Source organism: Providencia sp. PROV033, from assembly GCF_028484855.1.
GTDB lineage: Bacteria > Pseudomonadota > Gammaproteobacteria > Enterobacterales > Enterobacteriaceae > Providencia > Providencia alcalifaciens.
The window spans coordinates 83,030-98,697 of the sequence record NZ_JAMPSW010000001.1 but is presented as its reverse complement, the minus strand read 5'-3'; the positions used below and the strand labels follow the sequence as shown (position 1 = coordinate 98,697).

Below are 15,668 nucleotides of genomic sequence, written 5' to 3'. Positions count from 1 at the left end.
GTGTTATTACACAATTGAGTTTTAGTTTACGCACATCCAATTGATGTCTTCAATGTTCATTCGCAAACCCAAGATTGGATTAAAAAATGAGATAAAGAGAAAAATATGGATTGCCGGCGCGCTTTATACCATAAAATGCAGTTGTAATCCAATAATTGTTGTTTTTTTCACTGATAAAAACCGAAATAGTCATTCCCGTCACGACGAACTTTACCGCAAAATAAAATCACTATTTAGCAAATTTGGAACGACAACAAAACGATAGCGAAAAATGCGAGAAGTAAAAACTATTCCATCTAGAATAGATGAGCAATTTTGGCAATTTGTGCTCTAAAAAGCTCAATTTGAACAAACCCACCTTAAGGCTTGGCTTACCCTATGCCTCATTCGTTGTTTTTAACCCGACTCTAGGCGCCTAAACATATCGCCTACTAGTTGGCAGAAAATGCGGTGACTGTTACCATACTCAGCATCAACAGTAAAAATGTCGCAACAATTGCCCATTTCGAATCCCTTTTTTTAACATGTCTCAAATTCTTGCAGACATATATGGACTGAACTCATGGCTATTATTATCAAAACTGAAGAAGATATTCAGAAAATGCGTGTTGCTGGTCGCCTAGCAGCAGAAGTGTTAGAAATGATTGCACCGCATGTTGTGCCGGGAGTCAGTACAGGTGAACTGGATCGCCTTTGCCACAAACACATTGTTGAGCAACAACAAGCGATCCCTGCCTGCCTTGACTACCATGGTTTCCCTAAATCTGTTTGTATTTCTGTGAATGATGTTATCTGTCACGGAATTCCAAGCGACGATAAAATTCTAAAAGACGGTGATGTGGTTAACATTGATGTTACCGTTATCAAAAATGGCTTCCACGGTGATACTTCTAAAATGTTCATCGTCGGTAAACCAACGATCCAAGGCGAGCGCCTGTGCCAAGTAACCCAAGAAAGCTTATATTTGGCAATTCGCATGGTTAAACCGGGTATCCGTTTACGTACTATCGGTAAAGCAATTCAAGAATTTGTTGAAAAACAAGACTTATCCGTTGTTCGCGAATATTGCGGACACGGTATTGGTGAAGGCTTCCACGAAGAACCACAAGTTCTACACTATGATGCAGATGACAGCGGTGTTGTCCTGCAAAAAGGAATGACATTTACTATCGAGCCAATGGTCAATACAGGCGATTACCGCATCCGCACCATGAAAGATGGCTGGACCGTGAAAACCAAAGACCGCGGTTGGTCTGCGCAGTACGAACACACCTTAGCAGTGACTGACAATGGCTGTGAAATTTTAACGCTACGTAAAGAAGAAGAGCCTTTTATTTCGGCTGTTCTGATTAACGAGTAATCATCTTTAAGCTCCTCGTATGAGGAGCTTAGTTTTACTGTTCATCCCTGCTAAAAAAACGTAAGCTGATCATAATCTCTGTATGGCTCTCAACACGGACAGATCATGATGACAGCACCTTCAAACAGCTACCTCTCCCCCACTCAGTTCCAACCTTCTGACCTTGAGCTTTCAGCGCTTCGACAACACGTTGATCAATTTGATGCTTGGCAAGAATCCGCTTTTCACCAAGGGCAAAATGTCGTGGATTTACTGCACGCGCGCAGCGACTACCTTGACGCCTTACTGACCAAGCTCTGGCAATCTTACCAATTTGATCAATGTGCCAATATGTCACTGATTGCAGTGGGCGGCTACGGGCGTCATGAACTTCACCCACTGTCAGATATTGATATTTTAGTCCTAAGCCAACAGCCTCTTCCTGAAAATATTGCCACCAAAGTGGGACAATTTATCACCTTACTTTGGGATCTACGCTTTGATATTGGGCACAGCGTTCGCTCACTGGAAGAATGCATTGAGGCAGGAAAACAAGACTTAACCACTGCCACTAATTTGATTGAATCTCGTCTAATTTGTGGTGATATCGCGCTATTTTTAACCTTACAGAAAACCATATTTAGTGATGACTTTTGGCCTTCAGCCACTTTCTTCGCCGCTAAGTTGGCAGAACAGCAAGAACGCCACCAGCGTTATCACAGTACCAGTTACAACTTAGAGCCTGACATTAAAAGTAGCCCCGGAGGATTACGAGATGTTCATACCTTACTGTGGGTAGGACGACGTCATTTTGGCGCAACGACCGTAGATGAAATGGTTGGATTTGGCTTTCTCACCGAAGAGGAACGCCATGAGCTCAAAGAGTGTTTAACATTCTTATGGAAAATTCGATTTGCCTTACACTTGGTCGTTAAGCGCTATGATAACCGATTACTATTCGACCGCCAATTTAGTGTTGCACAATCATTAGGTTATACCGGTGAACGGAACCAGCCTGTCGAACGTATGATGAAGGATTTCTATCGCGTCACTCGCCGCGTTAGAGAACTAAACCAAATGCTACTTCAGCTCTTTGATGAAGCCATCTTAGCGTTGAATCCAAATGAAAAACCACGACCTATCGATGAGTATTTTCAACTACGTGGTAATTTAATCGATGTTATTGATGAAATGCTGTTCATCAAGCAGCCCGAAGCCATTTTAAAAATGTTTTATCAAATGGCGCGCAATCCGAATATTGACGGTATTTATTCCACAACATTACGCCAATTACGGTTTGCAAGGCGCGATCTTAAGGTTCCCTTATGTGAAATTCCTGAAGCGCGCCGTATGTTTGTGAAAATATTGCGCCACCCCAGAGCAATCAAAGGGGCATTTGTGCCCATGCACTTACACAGTGTTCTCAGTGCCTATACCCCGTTTTGGAGCAATATTGTGGGTCAAATGCAGTTTGACCTATTCCACGCCTATACCGTGGATGAACACACCATTCGCGTTCTACAAAAAATTGATAGCTTCACACAAGAAGAAAATCGCCGCGAGCACCCTCTCTGCGTCAGTGTTTACCCGAAAATTTTGCAGCCAGAGCTCCTACGATTAGCCGCCATGTTTCATGATATCGCCAAAGGACGCTCTGGAGATCATTCTGAGCTAGGAGCTGAATTTGTCTATGAGTTCGCTCTACAACACGATTTTACGACCAAAGATGCCGAACTCGTTGCATGGCTAGTGAAAAACCACCTGCTAATGTCCGTAACAGCGCAGCGCCGAGATATTCAAGATCCTGATGTGATTAAACAATTTGCTGGAAATGTAAAATCGACCGCTCGCTTAAACTACCTTATGTGCTTAACCGTTGCAGATATTTGTGCCACAAACAGTACATTATGGAATAGTTGGAAACAAAGCCTGATTCGCGAACTCTACCTTTCAACAGAGCATCAGCTTAACCAAGGAATGCAAAGCACTCCAGATCTTCGAGAACGCATTCGCCACCATCGTTATCAGGCACTATCGCTGCTACGCCAATCTCATATTGATGAAGAACAGCTCAACAAATTATGGTCCCGCTGCCATGCGGATTATTTTCTACGCCACACCCCCATGCAACTCGCTTGGCATGCTAATCATCTGCTCAAACATGATTTAACCCAACCATTGATATTAATCAGCACGCAGCCCAAACATGGTGGAACGGAGATTTTCATCTGGTGTCATGATAAGCCACACTTATTTGCAGCAGTTGCGAGTGAACTTGATAGACGCAATTTAAGTATTCATAGCGCTCAAATTTTTACCAATAAAGATAATATGGCGATGGATACGTTTGTTGTACTTGAACCCAATGGCTCACCACTTTCAAAAGATCGATATGAACATATTCGCAAAGCCTTGTTACTCGCGGTTCAACAACCGGAAATTCCATTACCAAAACCGCGCATGATCCCAGCTAAATTGCGTCATTTCAGCGTGCCAACGAAAGTGAATTTCTTGCACTCCAATCATGAACGTCGTACCTACATGGAGTTATTCGCCCTCGATCAACCTGGACTGCTTGCCAAAATAGGGCATATTTTTGCCCAAATGGAGATTTCGTTATACGGTGCCCGTATCACCACTATTGGTGAAAAAGTCGAAGACTTTTTTGTTCTCGCCGACAAAGAACACAAAGCGCTGGATAAAAATATGCAACAAGAGTTATCAGAAAGGTTGACAGAAGCCCTTAAATCGAAGGATAAATTATAGTGCCAACCTGATTTATGGCATGTCCCTGACTGAGAACCATTGTAGGAGAAAAAGCATTAATGCAACAATTACAAGCAATTATTGAGCAAGCCTTTGAAGATCGCGCATCGATTACGCCTAACACCGTGACACCTGCCGTCAAACAAGCAGTGACAGAAACCATCGCATTATTAGATAGCGGTAAACTGCGCGTGGCAGAAAAAATTGGCGGAGTTTGGATCACTCACCAGTGGTTGAAAAAAGCCGTTTTACTCTCATTCCGTATTCATGATAACCAAGTCATTGAAGGCGCAGAAAGTCGTTATTTTGATAAAGTTCCGATGAAATTTGCTGACTACGACAAAGCCCGTTTTGAACGTGAAGGCTTCCGCGTTGTGCCACCAGCCGCAGTACGTCAAGGCGCTTATATTGCTAAAAACAGCGTATTAATGCCATCTTACGTCAATATTGGGGCGTATGTAGATGAAGGCACAATGGTTGATACATGGGCAACCGTGGGTTCTTGTGCACAAATCGGTAAGAATGTTCACTTATCTGGTGGTGTTGGTATCGGTGGTGTTCTTGAACCATTACAAGCGAATCCGACTATCATCGAAGATAACTGCTTTATCGGCGCACGTTCTGAAGTCGTTGAAGGGGTGATCGTCGAAGAGGGTTCTGTTATTTCAATGGGCGTTTACTTGGGTCAAAGCACCAAAATTTATGATCGTGAGACTGGTGAAATTTTCTATGGTCGCGTCCCTGCCGGCTCTGTTGTAGTTTCAGGTAACTTACCCTCTAAAGATGGTAGCTACAGCCTATACTGTGCAGTGATTGTGAAGAAAGTCGATGAAAAAACCCGCGGTAAAGTGGGTATCAACGAGTTATTAAGAAGTATTGATGAGTAATATGCGGATAATTATCCTCTAACTACTTAATCAATCTCAAAACTCTCACCTCCCCCTTATATTTTAAGGGTTACAAGGTGCCAAACGCAAAGCTACCCCGAAGCGCATACTTTGTCTGCAAATCGGGTAGCCGAGTGCCCCTTGATCCACAATGAAAAATTCCTTCCCCTAAGCATAAATACCCCGTTAAGTCAGCAGAAACCTCTGGGTTATAGATAAATAACCTAAATAATAAAGTATTTTTTATTAGAAAGAGAGGTTGGTCAAACACGATTAATCGCGCATAATATGACCGAGAATTTACCGCCCTTGGTCAATTAACTGCTATTATTAGATGGTTATTTTGTCACTCATCATTCTATAAGCAATTAGGGCTCAGTAAATGGTTATAAAGAGAGACCGCTTTGTTTATAACCCCAAGGTCATTGACATAGTCCCTTACGATTAAGCGAGCTAATATGTACGACAATCTGAAAAGTTTAGGTATCAGCAATCCACAAGATATCGACCGCTATTCCCTGCGCCAAGAAGCTAATAACGACATTTTAAAAATCTATTTTCGTAAAGATAAAGGTGAGTTCTTCGCTAAAAGCGTGAAATTTAAATACCCACGTCAGCGTAAAACGGTAGCAGCCACTGATGGTAGCAATAACTTCAAAGAAATTAACGAAATCAATACTAACTTACGTTATGTAATTGAAGAATTAGATCAAATTTGTCAAAGCGACCACACTGATATCGATTTAAAACACAAAATCTTGGATGACTTACGTCATTTAGAGCATGTGGTATCCAACAAAATCGCAGAAATTGAAGCCGACCTTGAAAAGTTAACGCGTAAATAATCGCGTTTTCCCACTGCACTGTAAATCCTCGTTTGGTATTCAACCACCAATACTTTTACAGTGCAGATGCTTGTTTTATCATACTTAAAGCATATCAGCCCAAGCCTGTAACCATGCTTTAGCAAACTCTTCGGGCTCTTCCACTTCAGTCGCATCAATAAATAAGATATCGCCAATACGACTGCCCGATTGCTCGGCTAACAGCTCATCGAATTGCTTTCCTGCCCCACAGAAATTTTCATAACTGCTATCACCTAAAGCAATGACGCCATATCTCAGCTCAGGCTGATAACCGATAACATCTTTAATTTCATAAAATAGGGGCGCGATCGTATCAGGGAAATCACCTTGCCCAGTGGTAGAGGTGATCACCAAAGCAATACCTTCACCTGCATTATAGACTTGCCAATCCGCCAATGTCGGCTCATCAAACACTTCAATTTCATGACCTTGCTGTTCAAGAATCTCTTGCGCCACTTCTGCAACGGCTAATGCATTACCATATACCGTCCCGACAAAAATTCCGATTTTGGACATAATGCCCCTCCTTATGAAAAAATATCAAATAGAACGATTGATAACATCGATGTCGAGCTCATTGACGGCGTCAATCCATCCAAATTGCTCAATGAGTGATAGCCATTGTGCATCCCACGATGCGACTAAGGATATTTTTTCTTCTGTTATAGGGTGAATAAATATTAGCTGACTAGCATGTAGCATCAAACGTGAGACAGAAAAATGCTCAGCCACACCGCGATTTTGCCGTAAATCACCATGCTTGCTATCCCCAATAATTGGGTGGCGCAAGTGGGACATATGCCGTCTTAATTGATGCTTACGACCTGTTTCTGGTTTTAACTCGACAAGACTAAAACGGGCAGTATCATAGCGACCGATAGCGACAGAGCACTCGACTGTTGCCAACGGTTTATAGTGAGTAACACACTCTTGTAGCCTTGGTTCTTTCGTCGCATTTTTATCTGCAATTTTGTCGAGCTCTTCCAATAACGGATAGTCCAACCTATCCCCATCCATGACATAGCCTCGAACAATCGCATGATACACTTTTTCCATACGATGCTGCTCAAACTGCTCTGCCAGTAGCCTTGCTACATCACTGGACAACGCAAACAGCAAAACGCCTGATGTCGGTCTATCAAGACGGTGAATAGGAAAAACATGCTGCCCAATTTGATCTCGCAATGTTTGCATGACAAACACCGTCTCTTTACTATCGAGCCAGCTGCGATGAACTAACATGCCTGCAGGTTTATTGACTGCAACCACATACTCATCTTGATAGATAATTTCCAGCATCAGTTACTCGCCCATCATGGTGAATTGAAAATAGCTATCTAACTCACGAAGATGGTCTAGGAACACAATAAAGCGCCCTTCCTCATCTTCTTTGTAGATTTCCTCAAAATAAGGGGCAATAGCAAAATTGTTCGGTAACATCGCACCTTGATCTATCATTGCGGTTAGGCGGGGAATTAAGATCCACTGTAACCATTGCGCAGCTTCCATCGTATCAATAGCAAAAGGTTCTACGCTTTCAAACGCTTCAGGGCTTGGTGGAAGCTCATCCCATAGAGATTTGTCTCTCATTTCCATTTCGAGATGCCCGAGTTTCTCTAGAATGCGTTGCTCAATATTCATACTAAAACCTATTCGACTGTAATAATTCAAAATATACCGTATTTTATGGCACGGTTCTGTCGAAAACATGGGGATGGCTGAAATAAAAAGCAATCAAACGCCCTCAAATTATTCCGCTATATCCTTTCGCTCATATTTATTAAAAAAATTAATAATCATTTATCATTTATTGTATATTTGGCATTTATTATCAAATGTTTTTCTATACAGTTTGCTTTTTTCATTATTAACATAAAGATGGTTTATCTATGGGACTATTAAAGCAGTGGCGTCAACAAAATCAGACATGGAAATCTTTCACTAACAAATATGTACAGCTAAAAAGAAAGATTCGCATTGCTAGATTGCCTTCACAACAATATCAGCAATATCAATCGATGTGCGACAGCTATCAGAGCGCTCTATTATCCGCGTCCATTGATGGCGTACCACAATTTATTGAGCGTCCTATAAATAAATATCTGCACAAAGCGTGGAGCGGTAAAGAAAAGTTATCAACTGCGAGCTACACATTAGACTTAATTGAAAGAACCTTTACCCCCGAAGCCATTACTGCCATGTTTTCGGATAAACGTGAAGGGCTGACTATTGCTAATATTGAGCTAAAATCGGGTGATTTTGCGCAATTAAAAATGATCTATTCCCAATATCCTCGTGAAGGGGATCTCTCAATTCATTTACTCAATGAAACTGGAGATGAAATCTATCTGATGAGTTTCTCATTCGGGGAACAAGGTCAACTCTATGTGTGTTCTCTACAAGGACCATCTACCGAGCAGAGCGTAGAGCAAGTGAAATCTATCACGAAACAAATGCACGCAATGAGGCCTAAAAATCTGTTAATGTCAGCCATTTATGCTGTAGCGGCTTATTTCCAAATCAAATCGATTAACGGGATTTCGAATAACTGTCATATCAAGAGCCAGCATTTAAAATCCAGCTACGATACGTTTTGGGAAGAGTGTGGCGGTGTATTAAATTCTGCGGGATGGTATCAGTTACCGCTTCAAGAACCCGTACGTGATATTGAATCCGTTAAAAGCCAGAGACGCTCTGAATTCCGTAAACGCGAGGCGCTACGAGAAGCCATGTTCCAGAACATAGTTCAATCCCTTACCCTCTACTCAAACACGGCGCAGAAATAAAAAAAAGTAGCCAGTTAAAAACTAACTGGCTACTTATCTATCAACTGACTTGCATCCTGCAATGCGACTTCCTGCCGCCTAACATCCTGTTAGAAAAATGAGCAAATTAACTGCTCTGCTAGGCTATCCATTTCCTTGTTTTTAAAATGTAAATCGCTAAACAACTACCCTGTCCAGCCCGATAAGAATGTATTAAATCCATTAATGAAACAACCTAGTATTCCATTCTTATGTGGTTCAAAAAATAATAAAAAACTTAAAATAGATAGTAATGCCATGAAATTAAAAGTTAAATAGTTATCATTTCAGTAAAATGAAAATTTATTAAGATATGGCTTAACCCAATTGTAGGTAATAACTTACAGTTCAATGCTGCTAATCTCTTACCCCTGAGATGATATAACTGGCTTCAACTGTTGAATAAAACTCGCAAGATTTTCTGCAATTACCCGTCGCTGCTTACTTCCGAATGTTTCCACAATAATTTCTCCCGTTAAATTACACATGGAAATCATCTCTAATTCAGAATCTAATGTGGCGATAAACAGCGTTGGTGATAACTTTAATCGTTTTTGCGTCACTAGATGCCCAATCAGGTTTTCTTGTAAACGAATAAAATCTTCTTCACTCCACACTTGAACCAAGTTCAATGACAGATCATTGAATGTCGCACACATATCTCCGGCTAATTGCGTAGTATAAAAAGCATGGATGTCATCTTGTAATTGCAAGTCGACACCATTAGCTACATTACTTAGGCTTTTTTCTGCTAATGGAAATGGTTGAGGCTCCCAATAAACCACATCGTCACCAGTACGGACGATACAAGGAGACGGTACGCCATAAAGTTCAGCGGAACTTGGCGGTAATCCCGTAACGTCTTGCCACTTTGCTACATACTGGCTAGTAAAATTTTTAATTAAATCAGAGATTATTGTATTCATCGTTTTTCAATTGTTAGAAATAACATTATTTAAACCAATTTAAATTGGCGGACTCAATATTACAGATAAGTGGTATTATGACAGAAGTTAACAAACGAATAAAACGTACTCAGTTTACCTATTAAGGACTGATGTGCCGAAAGATAAGGATCACTATGTCTCACTATCAGAATAACCCTGCTCTCGATAATTTAACGCTGGGAAAGAAGACGGCTTATCATGACCAATATGATGCCGCTTTATTACAAGCTGTACCACGCAGTCTTAATCGAGATCCTTTGGACATTCATGCTGATAGCCTGCCATTTCACGGCGCAGACATCTGGACACTGTATGAGCTTTCTTGGCTAAACGCCCGCGGAGTCCCTCAAGTTGCTATAGGCTCTGTTAGTGTTGATGCCACAAGTGAAAATCTCGTGGAATCCAAAAGTTTTAAGCTTTACCTCAACAGTTTCAACCAGACCCGTTTTGAAACGTGGGAAAATGTGCGAACCGTTTTGCAAAAAGACCTAAGCCGCTGTGCTAACGGCGAGGTTAAGGTTACACTTTATAAGCTTGACGATTTCACTCAGCAAGCCATTCACCAATTCCAAGGTGTCTGTATTGATGAGCAAGAGATTGACATCGATAACTATGAATTTAATCGTCAGTATCTGGTCGATTGTACCCAATCAGAGGTCGTCGAAGAAATCCTCGTCAGCCATCTGTTAAAATCAAATTGCTTGATCACCAACCAGCCTGATTGGGGTTCAGTACAAATTCATTATCGTGGTCCGAAAATCAATCACGAAGCGTTATTACGTTACCTCGTCTCATTTCGTCATCATAATGAATTTCATGAACAGTGCGTGGAACGCATTTTCAACGACATAACAATACTGTGCAAACCGGAAAAGTTATCGGTATATGCACGCTATACTCGCCGAGGTGGATTGGATATCAATCCATGGCGCAGTAATGAACAATTTGAGCCTGAAACGGGTCGTTTGGCACGGCAATAAGTACCTACTAAATTGAAAAACAGTGTAATTTAAGAGAATGCTATTTAAATCATTTTCAATGTAATTCACGCGTCAATAGCCCAATTGGGTAAAGGAGTGTTACTTGATTACTCATATCAGTCCATTAGGATCTATGGATCTACTGTCTCAGCTTGAAGTCGACATGCTGAAACGTACGGCGAGCAGCCATTTGTATCAATTGTATCGAAACTGCTCCTTAGCAGTGTTACATTCAGGAAGCTTAACTGACAGCAGTAAAGAGCTATTAGAAAAAAGTGCAAGTTTTGATATCAATATCTTACGTCGCGAACGTGGCATTAAGCTGGAACTCATCAATCCCCCTGAAAAAGCATTCGTTGACGGAAAAATTATTCGCTCATTACAAGCTAACTTGTTTGCTGTACTGCGCGATATTCTGTTTGTGCATGGACAAATCAGTACAGCAAAACAGCAATTCCATCTCGATTTGGAAAACAGTGTCCATCTAACCAACATGATCTTTTCTATTTTACGTAACGCCCGTGCTCTGCATATTGGTGAAGACCCGAATATGATCGTGTGCTGGGGTGGTCACTCCATCAATGAAAACGAATATTTATATGGTCGTAAAGTTGGTAATGAACTTGGCTTACGCGAACTGAATATCTGTACCGGTTGTGGACCGGGCGCGATGGAAGCGCCGATGAAAGGCGCTGCGGTTGGTCATGCGCAGCAACGTTACAAAGACAGTCGTTTTATCGGTTTAACCGAACCCTCTATCATCGCGGCAGAGCCACCTAACCCACTCGTTAACGAACTGATTATCATGCCTGACATCGAAAAACGTCTCGAGGCATTTGTGCGTTTAGCTCACGGGATTATTATTTTCCCAGGTGGTGTAGGGACTGCGGAGGAACTTCTGTATTTGTTAGGCATCATGATGGATCCTGAAAATACCGAGCAAGTGTTACCTCTCGTGCTCACGGGACCAAAAGAGAGTGCTGAATATTTTTCTGTACTGGATGACTTTATTCGCCACACTCTGGGTGATGAAGCCAGCAAACATTATCAAATCATTATCGATAACCCACAAGAAGTGGCTCGCGTAATGAAAAAAGGAATGTCTGCTGTGAAAGAGAGCCGCCGTAATACTGGCGACGCTTACAGTTTCAACTGGTCGATTAAAATTGCACCAGACTTACAGCATCCATTTGAACCAACCCATGAAAATATGGCGTCACTGAACTTGCACCCAGACCAATCTCCTGAAAAATTGGCGTCTGATTTACGTCGTGCTTTCTCTGGGATTGTCGCGGGTAACGTGAAAGAAGTTGGTATGAAAGCCATTGAAAAACATGGTCCTTTCAAAATTCACGGTGATAGCGACATTATGAAACGTATGGATATTTTACTCCAAGGTTTCGTGAAACAGCATCGTATGAAATTGCCGGGTGGCACCGCTTACGAACCTTGCTATGAAATTGTGAAATAATCACCTACGCGCCAAGGACGGCGCGTTTAACTACCAAACGGCTTATGATCCATTTATTAATTATTGATGCTTTAAATTTAATTCGACGTATCCACGCGGTTCAAGGTAGCCCATGTGGAGAAACCTGCTTGTCCGCTATTTCTCAATTGATTAACCACACTAATGCAACTCACGTTGTTGCCGTCTTTGATGAGGAAGGTCGACACCATAGTTGGCGCCATGAAAAGCTACCTGACTATAAAGCAGGACGTCAGCCTATGCCTGAATCATTACACACTGAACTCCCCAACTTAGTTGCTCAGTTTGAAGAAAATGGTATTCATTGCTGGCAATCTGAGGGAGACGAAGCCGATGACTTAGCGGCCACTCTCGCTAAACGCATTGCCGATTCTGGGCATACCGTCACCATCGTCTCCACCGATAAAGGCTATTGTCAGTTGCTGTCACCCAATTTACGTATTCGTGACTATTTTCAAAAACGCTGGCTAGACGTGCCTTTTATCGAAAATGAATTTGGGGTCAAACCTGAACAACTTCCTGACTACTGGGGTTTAGCGGGGATCAGCAGCAGTAAAGTTCCCGGAGTTGCAGGAATTGGAGCTAAAAGCGCCACGGAGCTGCTTCAGCGATTCCGCTCGATTGAAAATTTGTACGCCAACTTTGATGTTCTTGAAGAAAAATGGCAGAAAAAATTAGCAAATCAAAAAGATATAGCGATAATCTGCCGCGAAATTGCGACACTAAAAACGAATATTGCGTTGAAAGGCAACCTAAACCAATTACGCTATCAAGCTAAATAGTCGACACAAAAAAGGTCACTTTGAAGTGACCTTTTTGCTATTCAAACCAATCCAGCTTTGACTTAATAATATTCACGCGCCATTGGGTTTGCAGACCAAACACGTTGTACATGCACGGTGACTTCTTCACGGTCATGGTAAAGCTGTTTCGCGTGGATCAGAACGTTGATACCATTCTCTTTCAGCTGAACTTTCATTTTTTCCAGAATATGCGCGACTTCTTCATAACGCTTTTTCATCGGCAACTTCAAGTTAAAAATGGTTTCACGACACCAGCCTTCTTGTAACCACTGCGTCATCAATGCAGCAACTTTCGCGGGTTTTTCTACCATATCACACACTAACCAAGTGATATTCTGCGATGTCGGCTTAAATTTAAAGCCATCTTCACGATGGTGTCGAACTTGCCCTGTATTCATCAAGCTTTCCGCCATTGGACCATTATCAACGGCATCAACCATCATACTGCGTTTCACCAACTGATAAGTCCACCCGCCTGGACATGCTCCAAGATCAACGGCTTTCATTCCACTCCCTAAACGCTCATCCCACTCTTCATAAGGAATAAACACATGGAAAGCTTCTTCCAATTTTAACGTTGAACGACTTGGTGCATCTGATGGGAATTTTAAACGCGGAATGCCCATGTAAAAATTCGAACTATTATTCGAATAAGAATAGCCGGCATAACAACACCCCGGTGCAATAAAGAACACATGGATCACCGGGCGTTTAAAGTTCTCTTTCGCCAATAATACTTTCTCTTGGCGTAACGCATTACGCAGAGGTACTGTAAATTTACGGCAAAACTTCATTAACTCTTTTGATTCATTGGTATCTGCGACTTCAACGCGCAGATCACCTGCTCGCTCAACCTGCTTGCTAAGCGCATTCACAATAGGAGTAACCCTATCTTCTGGAGGTAGATCTTTTAATAAATCACCTACCACAAACATTTGACGAGCAAAAATTAATTCACGAAATGGCAGCGTGCGTGCAAGAATGTCTGCGTCCTCAGACTGATAACATTCAAAAATAACATAGCCGCTATTCTCTTTAACACGAGCAAAACCGTAAATTTCACGTTGTCCTGCTTTATCTGTAATTTCTGCTGCACACTCTTTTTCAAAGCCCGGGCGGCAATATAATGCAATCTTGTTACTCATTGCGTGACGCCGATTTCCTTAGACGCATAGCGCCAATAACTGCTAAAAGCCAGCCAACTAGGAAGCAAACGCCACCTATTGGCGTAAAATAAGAGAAGTATTTTACCTGCAATAAGGCCATACAATAAAGGCTACCACTAAAAAGAAGTATTCCGACGGAGAAAAATACCCCAGCCCAATAGAACCATAAAATGACTTTACGCAGTAATACTGCGCCTAGCACCATTAATGCAACGGTATGAAACATTTGATAACGCAATCCTGTCTCAATCCATGCCATTTGATAAGAGCTCATCATTGGTGCAAGTGCATGCGAGCCAATAGCACCAAATGCGACCACAAAAAATCCACTGATCCCTGCAAAAATTAACATCAAACGACTATTCACAATAGCACCTTCGTTTTTACTGTTTGATTATTGTATATGCGTCAAATCTTGGTCATTGGTAATAAACCCGAGCTTTTCTTGCTCACTGGCTGCTTGCGCGAGGATCCATTGACGAAATGCCGCAATTTTCCCTAAATCGGCCTGACTTTCTTGGCAGACCAGATAGAATGCGTTTTTACTCACTAAAACTTCACTAAATGGGCACACCAATCTGCCCGCATCAATTTCATTTTTTGCCATCACATTGTTAGTTAGCGCAACGCCTTGTCCATGTACTGCAGCTTGAATCACCATCGAACTGTGACTAAAAATAGGTCCCTGCTGTACATTAACAATATTCTGCAAATCTAACTGCTTCACATATGCCTGCCAATCACGGCGAGAAGAGTCATGAAGTAATGTATGCTTTGCTAGATCTTCAGGATTTTTAAGTTGATTCCCACCCGTTAACAACGAAGGTGAACACACTGGCATTAAGTATTCAGCATACAGCCTGTCAGTTCTTAGACCTGTCCAATTTCCTCGACCGTAAAAAATCGCAACATCGACATCATCGGCTAGCTTATCTTCTTCCCGATCAACCGCTTGAATACGTACATCAATGCCGGGAAACGCTTGATTAAATCCAGAAAGACGAGGAACTAGCCATTGTATCGCGAAACTTGGCGATAAGCTTACAGTGAGTGCGCCTTTTGCACTTCTGGCTTGAAGCTTTCTCGTCGCCTCATTTAAAGACGAGAAAATTTCCTTAATATCAAGATAATAACTTTGCCCTTCTTCCGTCAGTAACAATGAGCGATTTCGGCGACGAAACAACTTCAAACCAAGAAAATCTTCTAGGCTTTTTATTTGATGACTAACAGCAGCTTGTGTCACAAATAATTCATCTGCCGCTTTAGTAAAACTTAAATGACGGGCGGCGGCATCAAACACTCTCAGAGCATTTAAAGGCGGTAATCTTTTAGACATAATCTCTTCGGCTCAGCTTTGTTATATGCATTAGTTTTTCTCATCCGAAGCATTATAAATTGTCCATTGAGGATCCGCTAGTAAATACCTATAGTATGCACACTTCCTAAGCCGGAACGAAAAGTTGCAGAGTTTAGTTACTTTGAAACTTTTGGCTTTGTGGTTGTGATGTTGTGTTTGCAAGTTGTCTGGTTAAACCAGGCTTTGTAGCAATTGCTACTGTTTTTTTCACTTCCTGTACATTTACCCTGTCTGTCCATAGTGATTTTATAGTGCACCGCCAAA

General features: G+C 41.8%; 15 protein-coding genes. 8 read left to right on the top strand and 7 right to left on the bottom strand.

Annotation, left to right across the window (positions count from 1 at the left end; all coding sequences use genetic code 11):
* Nucleotides 1-562 precede the first annotated feature (562 nt).
* The 4 genes from map (at nt 563) to PSF16_RS00400 (ending at nt 5,837) form a co-directional block, all read left to right on the top strand.
* Nucleotides 563-1,360, top strand: a complete 798-nt coding sequence (gene map, locus PSF16_RS00415; RefSeq protein WP_006658411.1) for a type I methionyl aminopeptidase — start codon at nt 563-565, stop codon at nt 1,358-1,360.
* Between the two features lie 105 nt (nt 1,361-1,465).
* Complete coding sequence (gene glnD / locus PSF16_RS00410; protein ID WP_006658412.1) at nt 1,466-4,105, top strand: bifunctional uridylyltransferase/uridylyl-removing protein GlnD; 2,640 nt, start codon at nt 1,466-1,468, stop codon at nt 4,103-4,105.
* Nucleotides 4,106-4,164: 59 nt separating this feature from the next.
* Complete coding sequence (dapD, locus tag PSF16_RS00405) at nt 4,165-4,992, top strand: 2,3,4,5-tetrahydropyridine-2,6-dicarboxylate N-succinyltransferase (RefSeq protein ID WP_272688606.1); 828 nt, start codon at nt 4,165-4,167, stop codon at nt 4,990-4,992.
* A 458-nt stretch (nt 4,993-5,450) separates the two neighbouring features.
* Entirely contained in the window at nt 5,451-5,837 is a 387-nt protein-coding gene (locus tag PSF16_RS00400; RefSeq protein WP_006658414.1) for a DUF3461 family protein, read from the top strand.
* 84 nt (nt 5,838-5,921) lie between these two features.
* Here the strand turns inward: PSF16_RS00400 and PSF16_RS00395 are convergent, their stop codons facing one another.
* The 3 genes from PSF16_RS00395 to PSF16_RS00385 are packed head-to-tail and all read right to left on the bottom strand — an operon-like array spanning nt 5,922 to nt 7,499.
* Nucleotides 5,922-6,374, bottom strand: a complete 453-nt coding sequence (locus PSF16_RS00395; protein ID WP_006658415.1) for a flavodoxin — start codon at nt 6,372-6,374, stop codon at nt 5,922-5,924.
* A gap of 24 nt (nt 6,375-6,398) precedes the next feature.
* Complete coding sequence (truC, locus tag PSF16_RS00390; protein ID WP_154633219.1) at nt 6,399-7,157, bottom strand: tRNA pseudouridine(65) synthase TruC; 759 nt, start codon at nt 7,155-7,157, stop codon at nt 6,399-6,401.
* 3 nt (nt 7,158-7,160) lie between these two features.
* Entirely contained in the window at nt 7,161-7,499 is a 339-nt protein-coding gene (locus tag PSF16_RS00385; RefSeq protein ID WP_006658417.1) for a YqcC family protein, read from the bottom strand.
* 248 nt (nt 7,500-7,747) lie between these two features.
* On the opposite strand from PSF16_RS00385, the gene PSF16_RS00380 reads away from it, so the two are divergent.
* Nucleotides 7,748-8,644, top strand: coding sequence for a VirK/YbjX family protein (locus PSF16_RS00380; RefSeq protein ID WP_006662986.1), 897 nt, complete (start codon nt 7,748-7,750; stop codon nt 8,642-8,644).
* A gap of 383 nt (nt 8,645-9,027) precedes the next feature.
* Here PSF16_RS00380 and syd read toward each other — a convergent pair whose 3' ends face one another.
* A complete protein-coding gene (gene syd / locus PSF16_RS00375; RefSeq protein ID WP_272688605.1) occupies nt 9,028-9,588 on the bottom strand; it encodes a SecY-interacting protein in 561 nt (186 codons plus the stop codon).
* A gap of 155 nt (nt 9,589-9,743) precedes the next feature.
* On the opposite strand from syd, the gene queF reads away from it, so the two are divergent.
* The 3 genes from queF to xni all read left to right on the top strand — a co-directional run bounded on the left by queF (nt 9,744) and on the right by xni (nt 12,860).
* Complete coding sequence (gene queF, locus PSF16_RS00370; RefSeq protein ID WP_272688604.1) at nt 9,744-10,589, top strand: NADPH-dependent 7-cyano-7-deazaguanine reductase QueF; 846 nt, start codon at nt 9,744-9,746, stop codon at nt 10,587-10,589.
* 103 nt (nt 10,590-10,692) lie between these two features.
* On the top strand, nt 10,693-12,060 hold the full coding sequence (gene ppnN, locus PSF16_RS00365) for a nucleotide 5'-monophosphate nucleosidase PpnN (RefSeq protein ID WP_006662984.1): 1,368 nt from the start codon (nt 10,693-10,695) through the stop codon (nt 12,058-12,060).
* 44 nt (nt 12,061-12,104) lie between these two features.
* Nucleotides 12,105-12,860, top strand: a complete 756-nt coding sequence (gene xni / locus PSF16_RS00360) for a flap endonuclease Xni (protein WP_112859938.1) — start codon at nt 12,105-12,107, stop codon at nt 12,858-12,860.
* 62 nt (nt 12,861-12,922) lie between these two features.
* On the opposite strand, the gene rlmM is transcribed toward xni, so the two are convergent.
* Genes rlmM through PSF16_RS00345 form a run of 3 tightly spaced genes read right to left on the bottom strand, consistent with a single transcriptional unit; the run spans nt 12,923 to nt 15,383 of the window.
* Nucleotides 12,923-14,026: a 23S rRNA (cytidine(2498)-2'-O)-methyltransferase RlmM gene (gene rlmM, locus PSF16_RS00355; protein ID WP_036962889.1), complete on the bottom strand. Its 1,104-nt coding sequence runs from the start codon at nt 14,024-14,026 to the stop codon at nt 12,923-12,925.
* A complete protein-coding gene (locus tag PSF16_RS00350) occupies nt 14,019-14,414 on the bottom strand; it encodes a DUF423 domain-containing protein (protein ID WP_272688603.1) in 396 nt (131 codons plus the stop codon). Before PSF16_RS00350 ends, rlmM begins: the two co-directional genes overlap by 8 nt.
* A 27-nt stretch (nt 14,415-14,441) precedes the next feature.
* Complete coding sequence (locus tag PSF16_RS00345; RefSeq protein ID WP_006660122.1) at nt 14,442-15,383, bottom strand: transcriptional regulator GcvA; 942 nt, start codon at nt 15,381-15,383, stop codon at nt 14,442-14,444.
* Between the last annotated feature and the right edge of the window lie 285 nt (nt 15,384-15,668).

Coding starts and splice junctions, on each gene's coding strand:
- map (WP_006658411.1), top strand. CDS start 563: ATGGCTATTATTATCAAAACTGAAGAAGATATTCAGAAAATGCGTGTT.
- glnD (WP_006658412.1), top strand. CDS start 1,466: ATGATGACAGCACCTTCAAACAGCTACCTCTCCCCCACTCAGTTCCAA.
- dapD (WP_272688606.1), top strand. CDS start 4,165: ATGCAACAATTACAAGCAATTATTGAGCAAGCCTTTGAAGATCGCGCA.
- PSF16_RS00400 (WP_006658414.1), top strand. CDS start 5,451: ATGTACGACAATCTGAAAAGTTTAGGTATCAGCAATCCACAAGATATC.
- PSF16_RS00395 (WP_006658415.1), bottom strand. CDS start 6,374: ATGTCCAAAATCGGAATTTTTGTCGGGACGGTATATGGTAATGCATTA.
- truC (WP_154633219.1), bottom strand. CDS start 7,157: ATGCTGGAAATTATCTATCAAGATGAGTATGTGGTTGCAGTCAATAAA.
- PSF16_RS00385 (WP_006658417.1), bottom strand. CDS start 7,499: ATGAATATTGAGCAACGCATTCTAGAGAAACTCGGGCATCTCGAAATG.
- PSF16_RS00380 (WP_006662986.1), top strand. CDS start 7,748: ATGGGACTATTAAAGCAGTGGCGTCAACAAAATCAGACATGGAAATCT.
- syd (WP_272688605.1), bottom strand. CDS start 9,588: ATGAATACAATAATCTCTGATTTAATTAAAAATTTTACTAGCCAGTAT.
- queF (WP_272688604.1), top strand. CDS start 9,744: ATGTCTCACTATCAGAATAACCCTGCTCTCGATAATTTAACGCTGGGA.
- xni (WP_112859938.1), top strand. CDS start 12,105: ATGATCCATTTATTAATTATTGATGCTTTAAATTTAATTCGACGTATC.
- rlmM (WP_036962889.1), bottom strand. CDS start 14,026: ATGAGTAACAAGATTGCATTATATTGCCGCCCGGGCTTTGAAAAAGAG.
- PSF16_RS00345 (WP_006660122.1), bottom strand. CDS start 15,383: ATGTCTAAAAGATTACCGCCTTTAAATGCTCTGAGAGTGTTTGATGCC.